Source organism: Algoriphagus sp. 4150 (assembly GCF_031457395.1).
Classification (GTDB): Bacteria; Bacteroidota; Bacteroidia; order Cytophagales; family Cyclobacteriaceae; genus Algoriphagus.
Genome location: NZ_JAVDWS010000013.1, coordinates 25,631 through 46,550, shown reverse-complemented (window position 1 = coordinate 46,550; position 20,920 = coordinate 25,631). Strand labels below are relative to the sequence as shown.

The window sequence follows — 20,920 nt, the reverse complement described above, 5'->3', positions numbered from 1 at the left end:
GACTGTTCGAATTAGAAGTTTACTGTAAGTCCTGCCGAGATAGCCTTAAGCATAGGATAGTTATATCCATCACCACTTGATCCCCCACTCAGATCCCGGTCAGATCCATAGATACTGGTCACATCGGTGTCCTTAGTCCATTTATACAGGGATGACCAGGTCCAGAGATTTTCGGCAGAAAGGTAAATCTTTACATCATTTGCACGGATCTTGGAGATCAGGTGCTGAGGCAAAGTGTATCCTATCTGCACATTACGAAGACGGATATAAGCTACATTTTGCATAAAGCGATCATTAGGCAATCTGAGTGCCCTGTCGTCTCCCAACGTAGTATAACCTACAAGCCTTGGCAGGTATGCATCGAAATTCCCAAGTTCCTCTCTGAACATATTGTCCTCATGCCAGCTAGGATACTGATTGTATGGACGGTTGTATTGTCCCCAGAATCTTGATTCAGCCGATGGATACCAATCCTGCTTCAATACCCCCTGGAAGAATGCACCTATAAAGATCCCGTTCCATTCGGCATTCAAATTAATGCCGTAGGTATAGCGAGGCTCTGAGTTTCCAATAATTGATTTATCACCTGAATCTCCTACCCTATTCGAGCCATGATGGATTATGTCATCCCCATCCAAATTTTTGAATTTCAAATCGCCCACATAGTTTTTTCGGGTATTTGTATTGGGAATATTCGCCTGGGATGGAGAATTGAGAATTTCCTCTTCCGAGCGGAACAATCCCTCTACCTGATACCCCCAGATCTCTCCTATTCTTTGCCCTTCATAGTAATCCGTCAGATTTTTGTCAGGATTATTATATTTTGTGATGTAAGCTTTGTAATCTGACATGGCTAGTCTGATCGTATAATTGAATGGCTTCTCTGCCAGTATGAAGCCATCATTCCAGGTCACCGTAGCTTCCCAACCTGTGGTCTCCAGATCTGCATAGTTCCCTTTTGGCACGGTAGTTCCGTAAATCGCAGGCAGGGTAGGACCTACTGTAAACATATCCGTAGTCCAACGGCGGTACCAGTCTGCAGTAAATTGCAGCTTATTGTTTGCACTGGCAAAATCCAACCCGATGTCTGCAGTAGTAGAGGTTTCCCAGGTAAGCCCCTGAGGAACTACGCCAGGCATTCTGGTAGCTTGTGGTCGCTGCCCGTTGATAATTCTATCCATTTGGGTAATCGAAAAATTCTCCGTGAAGGAATAAGGGTCGATGTTACCATTGCCCAAAGAACCATAGGAAGCGCGGATTTTCAAACTGGTCAAAAAGCCGGGGCTTACTCTCCAGAACTGCTCTTCAGATACTGCCCACCCTACAGAAGCAGAAGGGAAAAATGCCCATTGCTGATCAGTCGGAAATTTGGACGAGCCATCATAACGCCCGTTAACTTCCAATAGATAACGTCCCAGGTAGTCATAATTCACTCGGAAAAAGGCACCTGCAATCGCCCATTTCCGGTGACCTCCATTGGTAACGATACTTTGCCCCAAGGCCAGATTGAGATCATCAGCGTCCGGGAATACGATACCGTTTCTTCTGGTGGTCAGGTTTTCATAAATCGATGTCTCATAATTAAACCCTAGTAATACCCCAAGATTATGGGCGTTTTTAAATGTATTCAGGTAATTGGCGTAGAGATTAGTGGCATAGTACTGGGTGGTATTTCTACGGTCTTGGAGATCATTGGTATTGGTGCCCGTATATCCCGTCACTCCTTTATATCTGCTGTATGGCACCTGCACCCTCTTCTGAAAGCTACTGTTATCATTAGTCTGGAAGGTAAAGTTTCCATTAAGGGTCAACTTCTTGTCAAATAACTCCGCCTTCGCCGCCAACCGGTTTTTCAGGAATCGTTGCACATTGTCAATAGCATTTCTTCCGATATAATAGTCCCCTACCGTATAGGCAGCAGGAAATGACAAAGAACCGTCAGGATTCAATAAAGGTGCAAGTGGGTGGCCTTCATCTGCCATATTTCGCCATATACCACTTCCCTCACCCACATTTAGAGGCTGATGATAAGACATGCGGGAGTAATCTGTATTGTTTTCCACTTGAAGCCATGGCGCAAGCTGTATAGTCCCCTTCGCCCGGAAATTATACATGGCATAAGTATCTGTATTGTATCGGAATAGTCCGTCCTGACCATTGTAGCGGCCGCTTACATAATAGGTTGTCTTTTTGTCCCCTCCGGTCAAGGTCAGGTTATGGTCTTGGGCGAAAAAGTTGTCTTTATACAATTCTCTATACCAGTCTGTACTGTAGTAGTATTCGTATTCGCCCGTAGATGGATTGACTTCAACCCTCGGAAGAGAGGGGTCTTCCCATCTTCTTTTGATCTCCGCCAGATAAGCAGGCGAAAACGGCAAGGTTTTATTGATTGCTGTAGGTGTATTTCCATTGTCATTCCAATTTGACCACGCATCGCTGAATCCCTTTGCCCAAGGATAAGATTCAGTAATATTATCAGGGATTACAGTTGGGGATCTAGATGAAAAATTAGCAGAATAGGTAACGGTAGTTTTCCCTGCAGTTGCGGATTTGGTCGTAATTAAGACCACCCCAAATGCTGCTCTGGCACCGTAAATGGAAGCAGAAGCGGCATCTTTCAATACTGTCACACTGGCAATATCATTGGGATTGAGCATTCTGGGATCGCCCTCTACCCCATCTATCAATATCAAAGCACTCCCCTGCTGGCCAATGGAAGTAGTCCCACGCACATTAAAGGAGGGCGATTGGGTAGGTTTCCCATCCAGCATCCTGATGTTCAGGTTAGGTATAGCTCCTACCAACCCTTGGGCAATATTTGAAATGGGTCTGTTTTCAAAGACTTCAGACTCCACTTGATCCACAGCTCCGGTCAGGTTCGCCTTGCGTTGCTGGCCATAACCTACCACTACTACTTCTGCCAACTCCTGTGGAATCAGTAAAAAAGTCATTTCATCTTCACGGATAATTATTACTTCGGGGTTATACCCCAAGGCAGAAGCTTTGATTTCCTTGCCTAACAGGGATTCATCGATTTCCAACGACCATTTGCCATCCAGATCAGCAATGGCACCTTGGCCGGTTTCGGAGATAAAAACACTTCCTCCCATAATGGGTTCTTGAGTCTCTGCATCCAAAATCCTCCCTGAGATTTTAATTTTCACTTCTATTGCTTCTTGGGATTTCCTATCCGTTGGCTTTACAGCTATTGATTCATTGACCTGCTTAAAACTAAGGCTAGTCTGGGCTGCAACTTCATAAAGCAAGGTTTCCAGATCTGCATTTCCGGAAAGGGCAATTTGTTTGTCGTTTATCACTTCTGGATTGAAGTGGAACCTAAATTCAGATTGTTTTTCTACCAAATGAAAAAAGTCCAAAACTGAAGTATTGTTTGACCGGATTGTAATCTTTGTCAGATTAAGATGTTGCGCATGTGAGCTATTGGCCAGAGCCAGACCACTCAGACAGTAAGTCATCGTAAAGACTACCATGAGGCACTTAGATGTATCCCACATGAGTTGTAGTATTTTTTTTTTCATATTTTTGGTAAATAAAGGTTGAGACTTGGAGGTGCCGCATCGCCAAAATTGTACACCATCAAGTCAGTTAATTCATTCGATCTTTAATCCGGTGGTTTCTGAAATCACCGGATTTTTCATTCACAGGGATTTACACGGATTGTCACATGGGCATCATTTATTTTATATGTTAGGTTTAGGGCGAAGCTGAGGGTTTCCAGAATTTGTTCCAGGCTTGCCTGCTTAAATTCTCCACTGTAATGACAGTTTGTCCCTTTTCCATCTACTTCGACAGTTACATCATACCATATTTTCAAGGTGGAAAGGATCACTTCAATAGCTGCATTATCAAAGCTGATTTTGCCAAGTCTCCAATCAGGAAGCTTGGCCACGTCAAACAGCTCAGTCTCACTGAGACCTGCCTGAGCTGACCAGCTGATTTTTTCTCCCATCAGCAGAATGGCAGAATCCGTATTGGAATGCTGATCAGAAAATTTGACCCTTCCCGAATAGACAGAGAGTTCCACTCCTGTTTGATTATATGATTTTAGATTAAAAGATGTGCCTAGAACTTCAGTAGCCATATCACCTGTCGTAATCCTGAAAGGGGAGTTGGGGTTGCTCACCACCTCAAAAAAAGCTTCGCCGGATAAACTGACTTGACGATTAGAAGGAAAGTCTGCTGCATACTCAAGTTTTGAGCCTGTACTTAGCCAGACTTTGCTCCCATCCGGAAGTAGAAACGCAGATACCTTCCCGATTTCATTACTATATGATCCTGCTGACAGTTTAGTGTTTTCTGTAGACTCAGATAGGTTACTAAAAAGCCCATAGCCCACTCCACAAAACAAGAGAAGGATTGCCGCTTTCCAGATCCAACTACCGAAAAGCACATTCTTTTCATGTCGTTTATGTACTTTGACTGTATGAATCTCATTATGGATGTTTTCCCAAGCTTGTGACTTAAGCCGGTCGCTATCCATAGGTCTGGTTACTTCCTCATTTAAGGAATTGTACCATTGATTCAGTTCTTCGACCTGAGAGCTTCTGTGCTTTTCTTTACTAAACAGCTTCCTTATCCGGACTTTTATTTCTTGTGAATTCATAACCTGTCTCTTCCTACTTAAGAGACATAATCGACTGCTTTCATCTAGTCGGAATCTATTATTGAATTATGAATAAAAAATTCCGTTTGGTAACAAAACAGTAATCGGATCAAGCCATCATCAATGAAAGGAATGCTACAGCCATCAGGTTGTTTTCCAGCTGTGCCTGAAGTTTGGAATCGGCCTGACTTAGGTGATTCCTCACGGTCGACTCCGCAATACAGTAAGTTTCGGCCAGTTCTCTTACAGTCTTATTTTCAAACCTGTTTTGGATGAAAATCTGTTTACTTCTAACCGGTAATTCCTCTATTTTATCCATTAAAAAAGTATATAGCTCATTAAACTCCATGATCTTGAAACCATCAGTTGAATCGATATAGGAACCACTGGGGTGAATAGAATCCAACTCATCAAATATGATTTTCTCCTGATCTATCCATTTAAAAAACTGGTACTTCAGCATGGTGACCAAATAGCTTTGAAGATTTTTGATCTCTCCGATTCGCTTTCTGTATTTCCAGAAATTGATAAACGTCTCCTGAGCCAGATCCATAGCCAAGTCCTGGGATTTGGCTTTTTTTAAGGCATAATGAAACAGCATTTCCCAGTACCAGTCGAAGAGCAGCTTGAAGGAAGCATTATCATCCTCCTCTTGGACTTTGCGAAGGAGCAACTGTTCGTTTGGTATCGCTTTCATGCAGATTAATTTGCAGTAAAGTTACATGAGGAAGCAGCGCGCCAAGCACTGTTTGGTGTTAAGAATAGATTATGATTGGATAGAGCTACTGATTCTATATCAGAAGTATCTCTTACTAGTGGTAGTACTTTCTTTTGTGCGGAGACGAACACAACTCCCCCTTCAGCACATAATATTTACTTGGAAAATTGTCCTTGTCAAAGGGGGCATGGGGGATTTTTACATGTTGACTCGTCCTGAAAAGAAAGTGCATTCCGAGGAGTAGCAGTAAATTCATATAGGTCAATGGAAAATCCATCCTCAATTTCCCTGTTGAACCGAATCGATATAGTTAAGTCTTTTCTCTTCTGTCCTTTTGGCTTGGCCCAAAAGGACCAAAAGGTCAAGTCGCAGCAAAGCTTCTCCCCGCAGACCAGCCGCCTGCCCCGCTGCTGCGACCACCTACGCGCCTTCACACTAAGCCAAGGTGCTATATACGATCTCTCTAGTGTAGGTAGTAAGGCAGAAGGTCAGGTCGGCACTATGCCACCGTCCGTGTCATCACGGATGGCTACAACCGGAAATTCTACCGTTCGGGATGTATCTCCAGACTCTGTAAATACGAAGCAATGCCGTAGGCATGGCAGATTTGTAACTTGTCCGCCGTGGCGGAGCACCGGGTTTCAACCCGGTGTTGAAAAAGTTCAATGACCGTTTTCCTCCTGCCCCGAAGCATCGTCTGGAAATGAGAGTCAGTGCAGGAGGTGGAAAGATGTGTTGGTTATTTCTTATCTATCCTCAATTTGTCATCAGGGACTGCTTCAACCCGTTCGTGGCGACACGAACGGTGGCGGAATATTAATTCGGGATGGCAGTCATGGGACTTGAACCGGTAAAAATCTCTGTGTGGAAAAACTATGTGACTATTGTGTCATCTATGTGGTACAAATCAAAAAACCTTCGAGGTTTCTCAGACCTCAAGGTTAGTTATCAATTTTCGATCTCCTTCAAATAATATTCAATCTGCCCATTCCCCTTTTCTTCCATCCCGTCCAGCGGAACCAGCTCCTTCACTTCTTTCCTGATCTTTTTGAAAGAGCCGATCTCAAAGCCGATCTTCAGCTGTGCCCTGCTTTTGTACAAGCCGGATTTCTTGTCAAAAAAAGGATCTATGGAACCTATCACCACTGATCTGATTGTGTTGCCCATCGGGATGGTTCTTCCGATTCCAAGGTTTGATGCCCAGGCTTTCCCATCAAAATCCCTTGACTCATAGCCCGCAGGATTGGTGATGGTAACCTGATTACGGTTTACCGTTCCCTGGGCAAACCAGTTACCCTTACTGAAACGTAATCCGGTAAACACCCCCAAACCTTCTCTTCTCAATTTCTCCTTGTCGTCAAACTGCTTTTTCCAGGTCATCCCTCCCATCAGTGCCAACTGCTGCGAAAAGGAATACGATAGCCCGTAATCCAGCAGCAGCCCGTCCCCAAAAGAGGTCAGGGGATCATACCATAGCATCATCCCAATACGATGGATTAGGGGTTCTTCTTTTAACTGGTTCGACTCAAAAAATTCTTTCTTTTTGTTTTTCAACTCAGAAGGAATGGTCTTGATATTACCGAGAGAATCGACTTTCAGTTTGGAAAAATCCTTTCCCGCTTTTTGGACATATTCTTCGGAAATATGTGCTGCCTTCCCTTTTGCAAGTTCCTTGGCCTGCTCAAAGGGGATTTCCGAAGGCAGACCTTTTTTGGTGAGTTCTGCCAGAGCGTCTTTTCCGTAAAAGTCGGGGAGTTTGGCATTTCCGGGTTCAACCCCTTCTTTCACCACACCTGTGAGTTGTTCTTCCACCTTGGGCATAAGCCATTCGTTGGTCAGTGCTTTGAGGTTTTCATTGTTCCTGTCCACCAGAGATTCCAGTTCTGTAACTTCATGGATGTCTTCTAATCTTGCCTTGGATTCATTCACCCGCTCCAGTGTGTTTTTAACGGCATTCTTTATTTCTTCTCCGGGAATGTCCTCACTTTGGATCAGACTTTCCAGTGTTTTGCTTTCCCTGTCCAGCACTTCTTTGCTCCTTTCCTTAGCCTGCATAAAGAGACTGTCACGCCGGGTGCTGTCAGTGGTAATTTCCTTCAGATCTTTGAGTTCTTTCCGCAGGGAATCATAAGATTTCTTCAGGGACTGGATCTGTCGCAACTCATCCAAATATGGAATCTCCGGCTTGGTAGCCAACCCCTCCAAACCATTAGTAGGAATCCCCTTAGGCATGCCTACTCCGATCCCTGGAACTTTAGGCACAGCAGGCAAGATCTGGGTAAAAGCAGGAACCCAAAGACCGGCTAAAACACAGAAAAGGAAAAAATACTTTAGCAGCATTTGGGAATTAAAATAAGATTTAGGGAAGAATAGAAAGATTTATATATTTCGAATTCTAGTTTTTACTTTATTTAGTTAATTTTCAAATTACAAATCTGTATGTATATGAAGGTATAGATTCAATCTGCACCTAATCCTAATAAACTTTCTTCTACACCCAGAGTAGGCATAGGTAGATTTATCTATTTGTTAAGGTTCATCTTCTAGAGGATCCACTCTCAAAAACCTATTATGATATTTCATCGTAATTAATATTCAAAAAACTCTTTATACTTCTCTGGCACTGGGTACGAGTTTTTTAATTGAATATTTTTGCATTTATTTTCTTCATACCATTTAAGCCATTCTTTTTTATCTTTCTCCAGTGCTTGAGGCGGATAAATTCTAGCATAGTTCATCGTCTCGTAGAATGATACTGGAGCGTAATTGGAAATGAAAATTAAGGAATTTTTAAAAGCAGAATCTTGATGTGAAAACATATGTGTTTCAACATAATTAATTTTCTTAAAATATTCTATTTCAAATTTTTTGTTTTCTGTGCAATTATTTTTTTTAGAAATGACACATGAGAAAAACAACGAGAAAGGGATTAAGATTATTATTTTCATTGAATTTTTGTTTTTGTTACAGTTGCAACTCCATTAGGCTGGTTAGTTACTGTTTGTGCCGTTTTTGTGCCATCCTTTTCATAAAAAGTATCGGTTCCCGAAATGGGCTGATTTTCAACTCGCTTATTCCCATTGGTTCTATTTTCAGCTCTTGTCACTTCTCTATGCATTATTCCTGCACCTTTTGGATAACCCCCTTTTGTCCCACCCGCTTCGGCTTTTAATTGTTGCTCCTTTATTTCATGAGATAGTGCACCTGCACTTGAAGAACCACCCTCTCCAGCCTTGTCAAACTCTGCAATATCTGCCATATCAACTTGGTTAGTTATAATATTTCCTACAGTTACATTTGGATCAGCAGAAACAGTTTCAATTGTAATTATAGCTTCACTATTTATTGCCTCATTTAAATTATTCACAAAAGCTTGAGCTTCATCAGAAATAATTGTTGGCCAAGGGCCTTCAAGTTGGTCTAAGCCTGTATTTACTAATGTAACTTTTCCATTGCTATCAACATTTGCGTTATAATGGCCGCCAGAGCCTTTATTAACTTGATTTTTAAAATCTTCAACTGCTTTTCCAATAACTATTAAGTCAAAAGGACTCATCCCATCGGGATCGATAAACCTCAGCGGATTATTAAAAGCATAGTTGTAAGGAGAATGTCTTCTCATCTGATCTGCCAGCGGATCCACAACAAACCACCTCCCGATAGCGGGATCATATAATCTGGCCCCGTAGTCATACAGATTAACTCCCAGATGGCCGTTTGCCTCCTTCCCTGTACGCTGGCTCTTCGCTAAATGATCCAAAGGGATCATTTCTTAACGCTCGGTCCTCACCATACTGATAGCCGAGTCCGGAAAGTTCCACCCCAATGGGTGCAGATTAATCAAACCACTTTCTTATTTTTCCCTCAAGCGATTCTTTTTGTGGCTCATTGGATATTTCATCTGCCCGTCCTTCAAATATTTTCTCGCGGTTGTATTTTCCTTCTACAAATGAAAATACAAAAGATAAAATAATATAAATGACAATATATATCCCACCTTTTCTGTCTTTTTCAAAGCCATAATTCAAGAACTTCTTGTTCCTAACAAATAAATAATGGTTCACAAAACCAATAGAAACCATAATAAACACCGTGTAATATTTGTTCGTAAGCATTGGTGTAAAATTGAAATTGTCCATTACACCATATAAAAACAATAAATTAATACTAATTAGCGTGGTACTAACAGCGGTTACGCTAAACAATGCCGTGGCATCGTTTTCCTTCACCTTATCTTTATAATACCAATATATCCTGAACAAAAAGTAGTAATATGCTCTCTTCATGTTAATTTCCTTTTGGTTTCTCAAAGAGGGTATTCCCTGTTGAATATTCATACACAAACTTACCCCCAAAATACAATAAACTGACTGGAGTTCCCCAACCGGTAAACCCTATTGCTCCCATTATCAAATCAACGGACGCTTCTGTGTCTGAGATTTGGCCAGTTCGCCATTGCATAACTGTTATTCCCATTCCTAATCCCCCCACAACTTTTCCTGCAACGGCAAACTTAGATGCAGCATTTACCGCCGCCGATTGACTGTTTCTTAGCCCTTGAACTCCTCTGACATATTTACCGTTTGCTCCACGTTCTAAGAATTCTGTAGACCTAGTGGCCCCTTTTGCATCAACCCAGTATTTGCTGTTGCTTATACTTTTTTCTAAACCGTAATATGATACACCGGCTGCAGTTAATGCATTTCCAACACGTCCCCAGTCATAATCTCCTCTGGCAGGCCTGCTTCTAAATCCTCCTCCAGATGAAAGATTTCTTGTCGTCCCATCTTCATATTCAATATACCGATGAATGCGACTATTTCTCTTTCCTTCACTATTGACCGAATAGTTCATTCCCATCCATACTGCTGCGCCATGTTCATTTTCACCACTTGTTGCATCAGAACGATATCCCCCATCTTGAGTATGGCTATATGTTTGACTGATCTCTATATCTTCTCCATACCCTCCTTTCACATACTCAAACATCCCGGTAGGATCAGTGTACTTTAAGGGATTATTAAAGCCATATCGATAAGGCGACCAATCTGGAGCTAGTTCTGCCAGCGGATCCGCCACAGCCCATCTACCAATAGCCGGATCATACATCCTGGCTCCATAGTCATAGTACTGAAGACCTTCGTCCTCTATCAGTTCCTTTCCGTTGTAAAGGTACTTGTTTGCCTTTATACCCCCGTACTGGAAGCCCAGCCCTGTCAGTTCCAAGCCCCACGGAGCCTGTCCCGATATCATTCCGCTTCGCTTCTTTCATCGGGACAGGCTCCGTGGGTTTCCTGCACAATGACCGAACTGATACTCATCACCATCATATTGTCAAATCCGCCTCGGCGGGACTGGCCAGACATCCTCCGAAGTCTCCCCCGAATTGTCGGGGCACAAAGGTTTCCATACCTGTGCGCCGTGGCGCATATCCGTCTCTGGAAATCCTCCTCCGGCGGACAAGTATACATATTCTCTTCCAACACTTCATGCCGGTTTGCAGCATTTTTAGAGAGGACCATCCCCTGCAAACTGGCTCCTTCGCTAGATTACTCCACCGGACTAATCCTTAACGCTCGGCCCTCAACTTCATATCTGTTGCTGTCCTGATTCCCGAAATCGCTGCGCTCATCAGGACAGGCTGTAGAGTGCCTAAACGCCTCGGGCGCATAGGCATCGGGTATGCCTCGGGGACTCCAACCGTTCGTGTCGCCACGAACAGTAGCGGAATATTAATTCGGGATGGCAGTTATGGGACTTGAACCGGTAAAAATCTCTGTGGGTAAAAAGTAAGTGGCTATTGTGTCATCTATGCGGTACAGATCAAAAAACCTTCGAGGTTTCTCAGACCTCAAGGATAGTCAATAATTTTCGATCTCTTTCAGATAATATTCTATCTGCCCATTCCCCTTTTCTTCCAACCCGTCCAACGGAACCAGCTCCTTCACTTCTTTCCTGATCTTTTTGAAAGAGCCGATCTCAAAGCCGATCTTCAGCTGTGCCCTGCTTTTGTACAAGCCGGATTTCTTGTCATAAAAGGGATCTATGGAGCCTATTACCACCGATCTGATTGTATTGCCCATCGGGATGGTTCTGCCGATTCCAAGGTTGGATGCCCAGGCTCTCCCATCAAAATTCCTTGACTCATAGCCAGCCGGATTGGTGACGGTAACCTGATTGCGGTTTACCGTTCCCTGGGCGAACCAATTACCCTTACTGAAACGTAATCCCGTAAACACTCCCAGCCCTTCTCTTCTCAATTGTTCCTTATCGTCAAACTGCTTTTTCCAGCTCATCCCTCCCATCAAGGCAAACTGCTGCGAAAAGGAATACGACAGTCCGTAATCCAGCAGCAGTCCATCTCCGAAGGATGTCAGGGGATCATACCACAGCATCATCCCTATACGGTGGATCATGGGTTCTTCTTTTAGCCGGTTCGGCTCAAAAATTTCTTTCTTTTTGTTTTTCAACTCAGATGGAATGGTCTTGATATTACCGAGAGAATCGACTTTCAGTTTGGAAAAATCCTTTCCTGCTTTTTGGACATATTCTTCGGAAATATGTCCTGCCTTCCCTTTTGCAAGTTCCTTGGCCTGCTCAAAGGGAATTTCCGAAGGCAGACCTTTCTTAGTGAGTTCTGCGAGGGCATCTTTTCCGTAGAAGTCAGGGAGTTTGGCATTTCCGGGATCACCCCCTTCTCTCACCACACCTGTAAGCTGTTCTTCCACTTTGGGCATAAGCCATTCATTGGTCAGTGCCTTGAGGTTTTCATTGTTCCTATCCACCAGAGATTCTAGCCCGTCAACTTCTTGGATGCCTTCTATTCTTGCCTTGGATTCATTCACCCGATCCAGGGTGTTTTTTGTGGCATTCTTTATTTCTTCTCCCGGGATGTCCTCACTTTGGATCAGGCTTTCCAGTGTTTTGCTTTCCCGGTCCAGCACTTCTTTACTCCTTTCCTTGGCCTGCATAAAGAGACTGTCACGCCGGGTGCTGTCAGTGGTAATTTCCTTCAGATCTTTGAGTTCTTTCCGCAGGGAATCGTACGATTTTTTCAGTGACTGGATCTGCTTGAGTTCTTCCAGGTAAGGAATTTCGGGTTTGGTAGGTAGTGATGGTAAATTACCAAGACTAGCCATAGCAGGAAGCTTACCGGGTGTGGCTTTTGGCAAATTTTGCGCATTCAAAAAAGTCGGAGAGAGCAGCAAGCAAATAATAAAAATGATTCCTTTGTGCATAACGATCAGCTAAAATCAAATATAAGGGAACCTAGTTTCAAAAATGAAATCTATTTCCTGATAATCCACTAAACTCACACTATCCTATACCATAAATAATGATAAGCTAAGTTATTCAAACTAGATTTTTTTTATAGAAATGAGACCAGCACTATAAATATATTTTATGTAAAGTATCTATAATGTATAAAACATCAAAAACCTAAAGTCACAAGACTTTGTTTAGAAACAAAACTAATAAACACTTTCTTAGACCCTAAAACATCATGATTTGAATCAACCACTTTAGTGTCAAAACTTTCCGTTATAGTTTTCAATGGATCCTTAAAAGAGTTATAATCAATTTCCTTGATATTAAAACCATCAATATCTAATTCGAATATGACAACAAAATCTCTGTTTGAATTCCAGGCAGCAATTGAGGAACTTAAATCAACCTCGTTTGCTCTTTCAATTAGCCATAAGGTGTCAAATTTTGACTGGGTTAAAGATCTATACTCCTTCTTTGAAATTGCAATTCGCCTACAGTAATCAAAATTATCTGCCATGACAGGGCTTATTTTTTTTTGCTCAATAAACAGCCTATCAAGTATATCTCCTTCCGAAAACATCTTTGAAGAATTACAACTTAATATAACACTAAAAACAAATACTATAATAATTAATATAAATTTATTCATTTTCTGTACAAATAAGGTATGTATATATTGCCTACTTTCACCTGATAAAACATACTAAAATCCCCTCTTATGATTCTTGAGTCATTATTTGGAAAAAGCTCACCTGTTTGATTGTTTCTGTATAATCCATAATGCGTTCTTAAAGGCATACCTAGCTCTCCCCTTATTTGATTTTCTCGATGCGTTGCATATTTCTCAGCCTGAGAATAACCAACAGATGTCCAAGTTCTATCTGTATTCAAAGTGCCTCTAAGGTGATCTTCTCCATGACCTAGCTCATGTGACAAGCTTATAAAACCTTTAGGATTCATAAGACCTGCTTCTGTTGGTATCAGGCTTTTGCTCTCGGGATTCCACATAACTTGCCTATTATATGGATTATATCCATTATCACCATCTACTCTTACAATTTCCACGTTCCTTGGATTTGAAGAAAGAAAGCTCACCATTTCAGATCCACTTTTACTTTCTTCAATATTATTTAAAGCAGAACTAACAGTGTTAACAAAACTATCATTCCCTGTATAACTAACTCCATTCTGAAAGTTGAACGATCCTTCATTATAATGTAAAGAAATGTTAATGTTTGTACCTATTCCAATTGGTAATGTAATTTGAGTATTTATTAATATACTATCACCATTAACGTCAATATAAAGAACAGGGTTATTTGCTCCGTATTGGTAAGGTGATAGAGAACCATATTTCTCTGAAAACCTGTCGATTCGGTTAAAACGGCCTATTGCAGGATCATACATTCGTTGACCATAGTCATAATACTGAAGACCTTCGTCCTCTATCAGTTCCTTTCCGTTGTAGAGGTACTTGTTTGCCTTCATCCCTCCACGCTGGAAGCCCAGCCCTGTCAGTTCCAATCCCCAGGGATCGTAGTGGGTCTCCTGCACAATGACCGAACTGATACTCATAACCATCATATTGTCAAACCAGACATCCTCCGAAGTTTCGTTTACCACAAAGGTTTCCATATATCCGTCCCTGGAAATATACATATTCTCCTCCAACACTTCATGTTGGTTTGCAGCATTTTTAGTGAGGACTTTCTTGCCGACTTCGTATCTATTGCTGTCCTGATCATAAAGGGCATACATCAGATAAGCTTCCGGAGCTTCTTTCTTCTGAAGGTCCTTGGCCAGGATATCCGCCAGATTCAGCAGGGCTATGGGATTTGCACCGCCTGCACGCTGTGTGCTTAGCGCCAGTTCGTTTAGGTCTGCCACCAGTCTTTCCTTACCCCCCGCTGCCATAAAGCTTGCAGCATTGGCTTTTTGTTTTTTGTCTTCTTGGTATTTACCGTGAACCTGAAGTTTCAGGCTGTCTCCCGCATAGATCTCCTGGGTTCTTCCCGGACCTACCATTCTTCCACGGTTTGCGTTCAGCCAGGCCACCTTATTTCCGCCTTGCGTCACGTTGTGCTCAGGCTCTGTCTGTCTGGATTCCGACACCATGGAAAACTCCATCTCCTCAGCAGCAGCACGGCCATTCTCCATCGTGGCTATAAAGGTCTGGACATTCGGACTGCGGAGTACCTGACGCACATTCCCCAAATGGTCCTTCACATAGAATTCACTGTGCAGCACATCGCCTTCAATGACAAATCTTCCTTCCTCATGCAGCAGATAATCCGGTGACCCGTCCAGAAGTACGATCTCCCCGATGTAGTCTTGGGTTTTGGTCGGGTTTCCCGAAGTATCATATACCTTTTGGGTCAGTTTGTTTCCCTCCGCATCATAGGAAAACCTTATGCTTGCCCCCGTTGAAAAGCTGATTTCCTGCGGAAGATTCAGGTGATTATAGGCTATCAGACTGATCTGCTTATCCGCGTTTTCGGTCATGTTGCCGTTTTCGTCATAGCCGTACTCCGCGGTTCCCCTATCTTTAAAATCCTTGGCCGTATAAGTCAGTGCCGTGATGTTGTCCTTTACCTGCGACAGCCTGTTGCTGTATTTGTAGTATTCATATTCCAGATCATCCACGGGGCCATAAGTTGATGCAGTCTTCTGGTTGCTCCTTTTCATGCCGTGGATATTGCCGTTGGCATCGTAGGTGATGTCTGAAACGGTATATCGGTTTACCTCGCTGCTAGCCGTGAAATTTGCGGCTTTAAGCCTGTTGGCATTGTCATAGGTATAATTGTAGGTTCTGGTTTTATAGGGTTCTTCAGGATCTGACACACCGCCCCAATCGACTCTTGAGATATTCCCGTTATACTGGGGAGTGACGGCGGTACTTTCCTGGTAATAATTGGTCTGGGTGTAACCTCCGTTCAATGCACTCCCCAGATTTTTTAACCAGCCCCTGATATTGTAACTATAGGTCTGGTTGCCCGTGCTTATTTCGGGAAAGGATTTTACCGTCAGCTGACCCAGATCGTTATACGTGTATTGTGCAATTGTCCGGCTGGAATCAGACCCGACCTTGTGTTTAACGGTTGCCAACTCACCGATTGCATTGTAAGTGTACGTCCTGAGAATAGCATCCACTCCTGTTTCTGTACTTGAAGTCAGGGAAAGCAGGGGCAGATCTTCAAAGTTGTACTTGACAGAGGTGCGGATTTTCCCTCCCCGTTGATGGTCGGACAGGGTTTGGATCACCCTGCCTTTCTTGTCATAAAACATGGCCGATAGGTAATAGTCACCAGTTTCCAGGTTTTTAACCTTCTTGCCCGTCTGAAGGCCGTGCACACGGCTGCTTGCCTCCGGATCAAAATCCGGATTGGCCTGATAGATGTAGCCTGACAGGTGCTGGTAAGAATCGTAATAATTCACCGTAAACACATCTCCCTGGTCTGAAGGCCAGCCTTCCACGGCATTCCCGTTGACTAGCTTTGCATTGTTAGAACCACCCACAGTATTTATCTGGGCTTGAAGGTCGGCAAAGAGCAGATCCTTGGAAGTCATACCGGTGGCAAGCACCCTGCCCAGGGCATCATATCGGGTATACAGCCATTTTTTGCTGTTTCTAAGCACACCGTCCTGCATGCCGATCATCCTGTCCTGAAGGTCGTACAGGAGAAACTCTACTTCCCGCCCGGGTTGCTTTTTCTCCGTCATCCTTCCCCTGCCGTCATACCTGTAAACAAAATACTGCTCATCAGCAAGGTCGGCATCGGTTGATTTGGACCAGGCGTTGTTTAACTCAAACATATCAATGGCAAGGGGAGGAATCACTGCCCGCAACTGTCCCAGGTCATCGTATACATAGTAGGTATTAAGCCATCCCGCGTGCCCATTACCCGGAGGTGTGTCACAGCTTTCTGTTTTCCTTAGGATAAGCCTTCCCAACTTGTCCGTGAACTGAAGCGCTTGGATATTGTCCTCGTCCCGGGTGATTTCCACCCATAGGGTATTTGCCGCATAGGCAGAAGTTGTCACCGGAAGTCCGCTGGCATTCACCGTCCAAATCCTGACATCATCGGCAAGCGTATTGGGTCTTCTCTGAAACTTCACTTCCTTGCCCGAACCCATACGCCAGGGTCTGCCCGGAGCCGCCTGCTTATCCACACGGTTTAGGGGGGAGGGTTCGAACAGTGTTTGGGAATAGCCAACGCTGTCCTTGTAAATAGGAAAAGTACGGATGGTGTGCATCGAAACTCCGTTGGACCGAAAACTCCCGTTCTGCGTACCCGTGGTTTCAAAATACGGCAGGTACTCCTTCTCCTGCCGTCCAAAATCATCGTAGACTATCGGGGTTATCAGGTCCTTCCCACTAATGGTGGCCTGCCTGCCCACTGTTTGTTTTGGCCTGCCCAGTCCGTCAAAATAGGTAAACGTCTTATAGGACTGGCTTGCTGTACCGGTAGTGACCGTGGCCACGGAAGTGGTCCCCGTCCGCGCCCGGTAGGTTTTGACAAAATTCTCGGTCGTCTGGCATAACGATGCCGAGGAAGTAACCAAAAACAGAAAAAGGGTCGGGATCAAATAGTGTCTCATCTCAAAAATGGTTAGTTACCGCTGGCGTAATTGTATTCGTAGTGCTCTAGGATATGGCCATCCTCGTTCTTTATGGTCTTCAGGCGGCCTGAAGCATCGTATTCGTAGGTGACCGTAAAGCCACGGGGATCGGTCTTGCTGGTCATGCCCACCAAAGGATCATAGGTATAACTGGTCATCATCGCATCAGCAGGATGAAGCCTGAGTTCATCTATAACCACACTGCTTCCCGTAATGGTCAGGCTGGAGGTGGTAATTGTCTTTTCCACCCATTTCCAGGCGGTGGTAAGGGATTCGGTCTGCCCGCTTACACTTACATTGCCTGTCCCCGAAGTCCTTTTTGCCCAGAACCCAACCCGGTAGGGATTGGAGACAGAGGCTGCAATCCCAGTCTTGGTAACCTGACCGGAACCTAAGCTATAGCCCTTTGTGCCTGTTTTGTGGGTGGTGACAGGGGTGCCTGAGTAAGTCCAACCGCCTTTGTCTGAAGTCTCAAAAGAGGTGAAAGCTATTTGGCTATTAGTGGCATTGACGGCTTCTGCAACAAGCAAACTACTATTGTAATCCCAAACATAACTAATCTTTGTCCCTTCATCATTGGACACCAATAATGGATTACCTGAGTTATCATACTCATGATATCGCATCCTTGTTATTAAAGGAGAATCTTCATTTGAACTTTTGATTAGTTCAGGCAATACCATTCCATTCCCCCATTCCTTGTAGGAAGTACGTTGTGTAAACAATTTTTTATTATCCTTCCATCTTTCTATTTGGATAGGCTCTCCTACACGATGTTCATTTAATTTCTTAAGTTTCACTATAGCATTATATTCTGCTGGTGTTAATGCAGGTTCTCCTAAAAAAGTGGAAGAAACAATATCATCCGGAAAATATGTCTTTGTTATAAAAGTATCGCCTTCACTGGAGTTCAACTCATCCCTAGTTGGCTGTAAATGCAATTCATTATCATAAAACAATTCCCTTGTTTTATGAAATTCAAGGCCTAAATCGTCCCTTAAAATACTTTCGGTTTTCTTTAGCAATTTAACTCCTGAGAATATAGGATATTCAATTATTTCAAATTGATCAGCTGTTACTATTCTGCAATCTCCGAAAATCCTAGCTTTATGAACAATTTTATACATTTTGTAAGCATCATTATAAACAGTTAATTTATCTTTTTTTATTATGTAATCATTCATCTCAGAATAAATTAAAGAGTCCTGACTACCTAATTTATTTTTATATATTTCTTTCAAAGTCAACTGCCCACCTGTCCAATCCTTTTTGAGAAGCATCAACCCTCCCTTATACGATGAAAAAGTCTGATAAACAGCATCTTTATGGGTTGAAAAATGGTAGATAGTTTTACCAAGTTCTTGGCCTGTTTTACCAATTTGGATTTCATCTACAGTTGCGTATACGACAGCGCTACCTCCATATAATGTTAAAGACCTAACGGTTCCTCCATAATAGAATCTCCGAGTAGTAGAATTAGCCGTACAGTGTACACTTGTTACACCACCCTGACGTTTCCATCCTTGAATATTACTGTCTAAAAAATGTTCATTAATAAATTTCTCAGGAGTAATTAAACTAGGGTTCTTATATTTATATTTTTTTGCATAGCCTAATATATTCTCTTTAGTGAATGATTTTATTTCAGTAACCCTTAAGCCACCAGCAAGCTTAGTAGAGGTATTTGGCTCTGACGAAACTTCCTGATAATTTATATGTGCGTTTATAAATGCAGCCCCGGCATATCTGGTAGATGAGGAGCTACCTTTCACCTCTACTTTTAAAACATAAGTTTGTCCTTCAATCAGATAAACAGGGGAAAATGTTTTATCAACTGTAGGTGGGTTAAGCGGAAAAGTATAAGTATATGGATCTATTCGATGGTCTATCAGATAACTTGAATAGCCTTCCCTTTGCAATGTAATCCGCGGAAATGTTCCTCCTTGTGCATCAATCATATCTGACGATTCTACAATCACTGTAGCATAGCCAGAGTATGTGGGAGTAAAAGTTACAACTCCATTGAAAGGAGCATTGTCTCCTCTTGCTGAAACATTTATTGTCTTTGTAGTTAACCCGGGTTCAGATGTAATGTATTCATTTGGTTCATAATAAAATTCCGTATAACCACCAGTCGGATAAGTCACCTTTTCAAGTACTCCCGCCTTCATATAAAGAGCATCAGGGTTTCTGTCTGCGCTTCCAACTTGTTGCTCCATATAATGGAAGGGTTGCTTGGGGATTAAAGAATTATTGCTTTTACCATTATAGTAACCCCAATAATCCTTTGCATTAGTTTCCAAGGGAGGAAGCATTGTCGTATTATAGTCAAAAACGTGTTTTTTAGGATCACTTCCATTAAGGTCGTACTCAACCAATTCCTTTAACTTAAGCCTGTATCTCCTATAATCTGTTGACCCGCCTAATGGAACTTGAGATACGGCATTTGTTTGACTGGAATAATAATGATCTGGAATAAATGTATAACTTTTTAATTTGGAGTAAACAGAACTTCCATTGTTCTGATATATTATAATTTCATCAAGACGATCATGAATCCCATCTAAACGATCATTCGCCCTGTTAAAAATGACTTTGCCGTTAGGGAAATTTATTTCTTTTAACCTTTTCGGATTACTTTGAGTCCTTGTATGTGATGCTATTGAAGCAGGATGATGTACACCAGGGATAACTGTGGGTGGAAAAGTAGGCAGAAAGTAATTACCGGTACTCTCTGTATAATCATACTCATTGCTTGTTATGGGATTTTCATTTTCATACAAAAAAGAAATATTTCCTGTATGATGTTTAGATGTGATTTTAGAAAGATGCCAAGTTGACACATAATTACTGGAAATCTCTGAACCAAAACTATAAGTAGAGCTTCGGGTACTCTCAGTACTGTTAGTATTAAATTCATAGACAGAACCGTTTTCAACTGTAATCATGAAAGCTCCGCTAGAATATTCAATTTCAATCGGAGCTTCATTAATAAGTCTTACTTTCTTATCTCTTCCAAAGAAGAATTGACCTGTATACCCCGAAAAATTGTAATAATAAATATCTGATTCTGTGTCTATCTGGCCAGTTGCAGCCTGCTCAAAATAATTACTATCATACTCTAAATCATCGAGTTCTGAAACATTAGCCACCAAGAAACCTCCAGAACTGCCATCAGGGTTACCTCTGGGGACTCTGGAAATAGTCCCTCCTGCATTCAAGGACCATCCCAACCCAATCCATGTAGCCTGTTGATCTACCAGAATTCCAGAACTATGATAACTTATAGAAAGTGGGACACTAAGATCCTTATATTTTATTTGATACAAAGGAATTGAAATATCCGGCACCCCTGTATAATGACTGACAGGATATTCCCCATACTTTATAAACTCCTGCGCTGTTGGAGATGGAGGCATATAGTTCTCTAAATGCGTCTGCATAATATCCTGAGCATAGAGATCAAGCCCAACAATAAGGGAAATAAAAAATACTAATAATTTCATAAATAGATATATTTTAGATAACATCAATCTTACTTTTCTGAATAAAACAATCCCTTTTTACTAACCTTTTTAAACATGTTTCTAATTTCGATTAAAACATTACAAAATAAAGAGCGGTCCAAACCACTAGTTATTCCAATAACACAAACCCTAAGATAGGAGGCAACTCCATTGTTTTTAGCA

Annotated in this window: 13 protein-coding genes; all 13 read right to left on the bottom strand. The window is 42.4% G+C overall.

Annotation, left to right across the window (positions count from 1 at the left end; translation table 11 throughout):
* Positions 1-11: 11 nt before the first annotated feature.
* The 13 genes from J2X69_RS16110 to J2X69_RS16050 all read right to left on the bottom strand — a co-directional run bounded on the left by J2X69_RS16110 (position 12) and on the right by J2X69_RS16050 (position 20,737).
* On the bottom strand, positions 12-3,539 hold the full coding sequence (locus J2X69_RS16110; RefSeq protein ID WP_310105441.1) for a TonB-dependent receptor: 3,528 nt from the start codon (positions 3,537-3,539) through the stop codon (positions 12-14).
* A gap of 116 nt (positions 3,540-3,655) precedes the next feature.
* Positions 3,656-4,624 (bottom strand): FecR domain-containing protein, encoded by a 969-nt coding sequence (locus J2X69_RS16105; RefSeq protein ID WP_310105439.1) that lies wholly within the window; start codon positions 4,622-4,624, stop codon positions 3,656-3,658.
* A gap of 109 nt (positions 4,625-4,733) precedes the next feature.
* Entirely contained in the window at positions 4,734-5,321 is a 588-nt protein-coding gene (locus J2X69_RS16100; protein WP_310105437.1) for a sigma-70 family RNA polymerase sigma factor, read from the bottom strand.
* Between the two features lie 969 nt (positions 5,322-6,290).
* On the bottom strand, positions 6,291-7,682 hold the full coding sequence (locus tag J2X69_RS16095) for a hypothetical protein (protein ID WP_310105434.1): 1,392 nt from the start codon (positions 7,680-7,682) through the stop codon (positions 6,291-6,293).
* 248 nt (positions 7,683-7,930) lie between these two features.
* Positions 7,931-8,290: a hypothetical protein gene (locus J2X69_RS16090; protein WP_310105432.1), complete on the bottom strand. Its 360-nt coding sequence runs from the start codon at positions 8,288-8,290 to the stop codon at positions 7,931-7,933.
* Complete coding sequence (locus J2X69_RS16085) at positions 8,287-9,111, bottom strand: RHS repeat-associated core domain-containing protein (protein ID WP_310105430.1); 825 nt, start codon at positions 9,109-9,111, stop codon at positions 8,287-8,289. Before J2X69_RS16085 ends, J2X69_RS16090 begins: the two co-directional genes overlap by 4 nt.
* A gap of 67 nt (positions 9,112-9,178) precedes the next feature.
* The gene (locus J2X69_RS16080; RefSeq protein ID WP_310105428.1) at positions 9,179-9,628 is read right to left on the bottom strand and encodes a hypothetical protein; all 450 of its coding nucleotides are present in this window, start codon (positions 9,626-9,628) and stop codon (positions 9,179-9,181) included.
* A gap of 1 nt (position 9,629) precedes the next feature.
* Positions 9,630-10,595, bottom strand: coding sequence for an RHS repeat-associated core domain-containing protein (locus J2X69_RS16075; protein ID WP_310105427.1), 966 nt, complete (start codon positions 10,593-10,595; stop codon positions 9,630-9,632).
* Positions 10,592-10,864: a hypothetical protein gene (locus tag J2X69_RS16070; protein WP_310105425.1), complete on the bottom strand. Its 273-nt coding sequence runs from the start codon at positions 10,862-10,864 to the stop codon at positions 10,592-10,594. The genes J2X69_RS16075 and J2X69_RS16070 overlap by 4 nt, the downstream gene beginning before the upstream one ends.
* A 339-nt stretch (positions 10,865-11,203) precedes the next feature.
* Positions 11,204-12,580, bottom strand: a complete 1,377-nt coding sequence (locus J2X69_RS16065) for a hypothetical protein (RefSeq protein ID WP_310105423.1) — start codon at positions 12,578-12,580, stop codon at positions 11,204-11,206.
* A 194-nt stretch (positions 12,581-12,774) separates the two neighbouring features.
* A complete protein-coding gene (locus tag J2X69_RS16060) occupies positions 12,775-13,260 on the bottom strand; it encodes a hypothetical protein (protein WP_310105421.1) in 486 nt (161 codons plus the stop codon).
* A complete protein-coding gene (locus J2X69_RS16055) occupies positions 13,257-17,210 on the bottom strand; it encodes a DUF6443 domain-containing protein (protein WP_310105419.1) in 3,954 nt (1,317 codons plus the stop codon). The genes J2X69_RS16060 and J2X69_RS16055 overlap by 4 nt, the downstream gene beginning before the upstream one ends.
* Before the next feature lie 11 nt (positions 17,211-17,221).
* A complete protein-coding gene (locus J2X69_RS16050; RefSeq protein WP_310105417.1) occupies positions 17,222-20,737 on the bottom strand; it encodes an RHS repeat domain-containing protein in 3,516 nt (1,171 codons plus the stop codon).
* Between the last annotated feature and the right edge of the window lie 183 nt (positions 20,738-20,920).

What these genes read in the sequence shown, in the direction of transcription:
- J2X69_RS16055 (WP_310105419.1), bottom strand. Translation starts at nt 17,210, where the DNA reads ATGAGACACTATTTGATCCCGACCCTTTTTCTGTTTTTGGTTACTTCC.
- J2X69_RS16090 (WP_310105432.1), bottom strand. Translation starts at nt 8,290, where the DNA reads ATGAAAATAATAATCTTAATCCCTTTCTCGTTGTTTTTCTCATGTGTC.
- J2X69_RS16065 (WP_310105423.1), bottom strand. Translation starts at nt 12,580, where the DNA reads ATGCACAAAGGAATCATTTTTATTATTTGCTTGCTGCTCTCTCCGACT.
- J2X69_RS16100 (WP_310105437.1), bottom strand. Translation starts at nt 5,321, where the DNA reads ATGAAAGCGATACCAAACGAACAGTTGCTCCTTCGCAAAGTCCAAGAG.
- J2X69_RS16085 (WP_310105430.1), bottom strand. Translation starts at nt 9,111, where the DNA reads ATGATCCCTTTGGATCATTTAGCGAAGAGCCAGCGTACAGGGAAGGAG.
- J2X69_RS16105 (WP_310105439.1), bottom strand. Translation starts at nt 4,624, where the DNA reads ATGAATTCACAAGAAATAAAAGTCCGGATAAGGAAGCTGTTTAGTAAA.
- J2X69_RS16095 (WP_310105434.1), bottom strand. Translation starts at nt 7,682, where the DNA reads ATGCTGCTAAAGTATTTTTTCCTTTTCTGTGTTTTAGCCGGTCTTTGG.
- J2X69_RS16060 (WP_310105421.1), bottom strand. Translation starts at nt 13,260, where the DNA reads ATGAATAAATTTATATTAATTATTATAGTATTTGTTTTTAGTGTTATA.
- J2X69_RS16050 (WP_310105417.1), bottom strand. Translation starts at nt 20,737, where the DNA reads ATGAAATTATTAGTATTTTTTATTTCCCTTATTGTTGGGCTTGATCTC.
- J2X69_RS16080 (WP_310105428.1), bottom strand. Translation starts at nt 9,628, where the DNA reads ATGAAGAGAGCATATTACTACTTTTTGTTCAGGATATATTGGTATTAT.
- J2X69_RS16110 (WP_310105441.1), bottom strand. Translation starts at nt 3,539, where the DNA reads ATGAAAAAAAAAATACTACAACTCATGTGGGATACATCTAAGTGCCTC.
- J2X69_RS16075 (WP_310105427.1), bottom strand. Translation starts at nt 10,595, where the DNA reads ATGATATCGGGACAGGCTCCGTGGGGCTTGGAACTGACAGGGCTGGGC.
- J2X69_RS16070 (WP_310105425.1), bottom strand. Translation starts at nt 10,864, where the DNA reads ATGGTCCTCTCTAAAAATGCTGCAAACCGGCATGAAGTGTTGGAAGAG.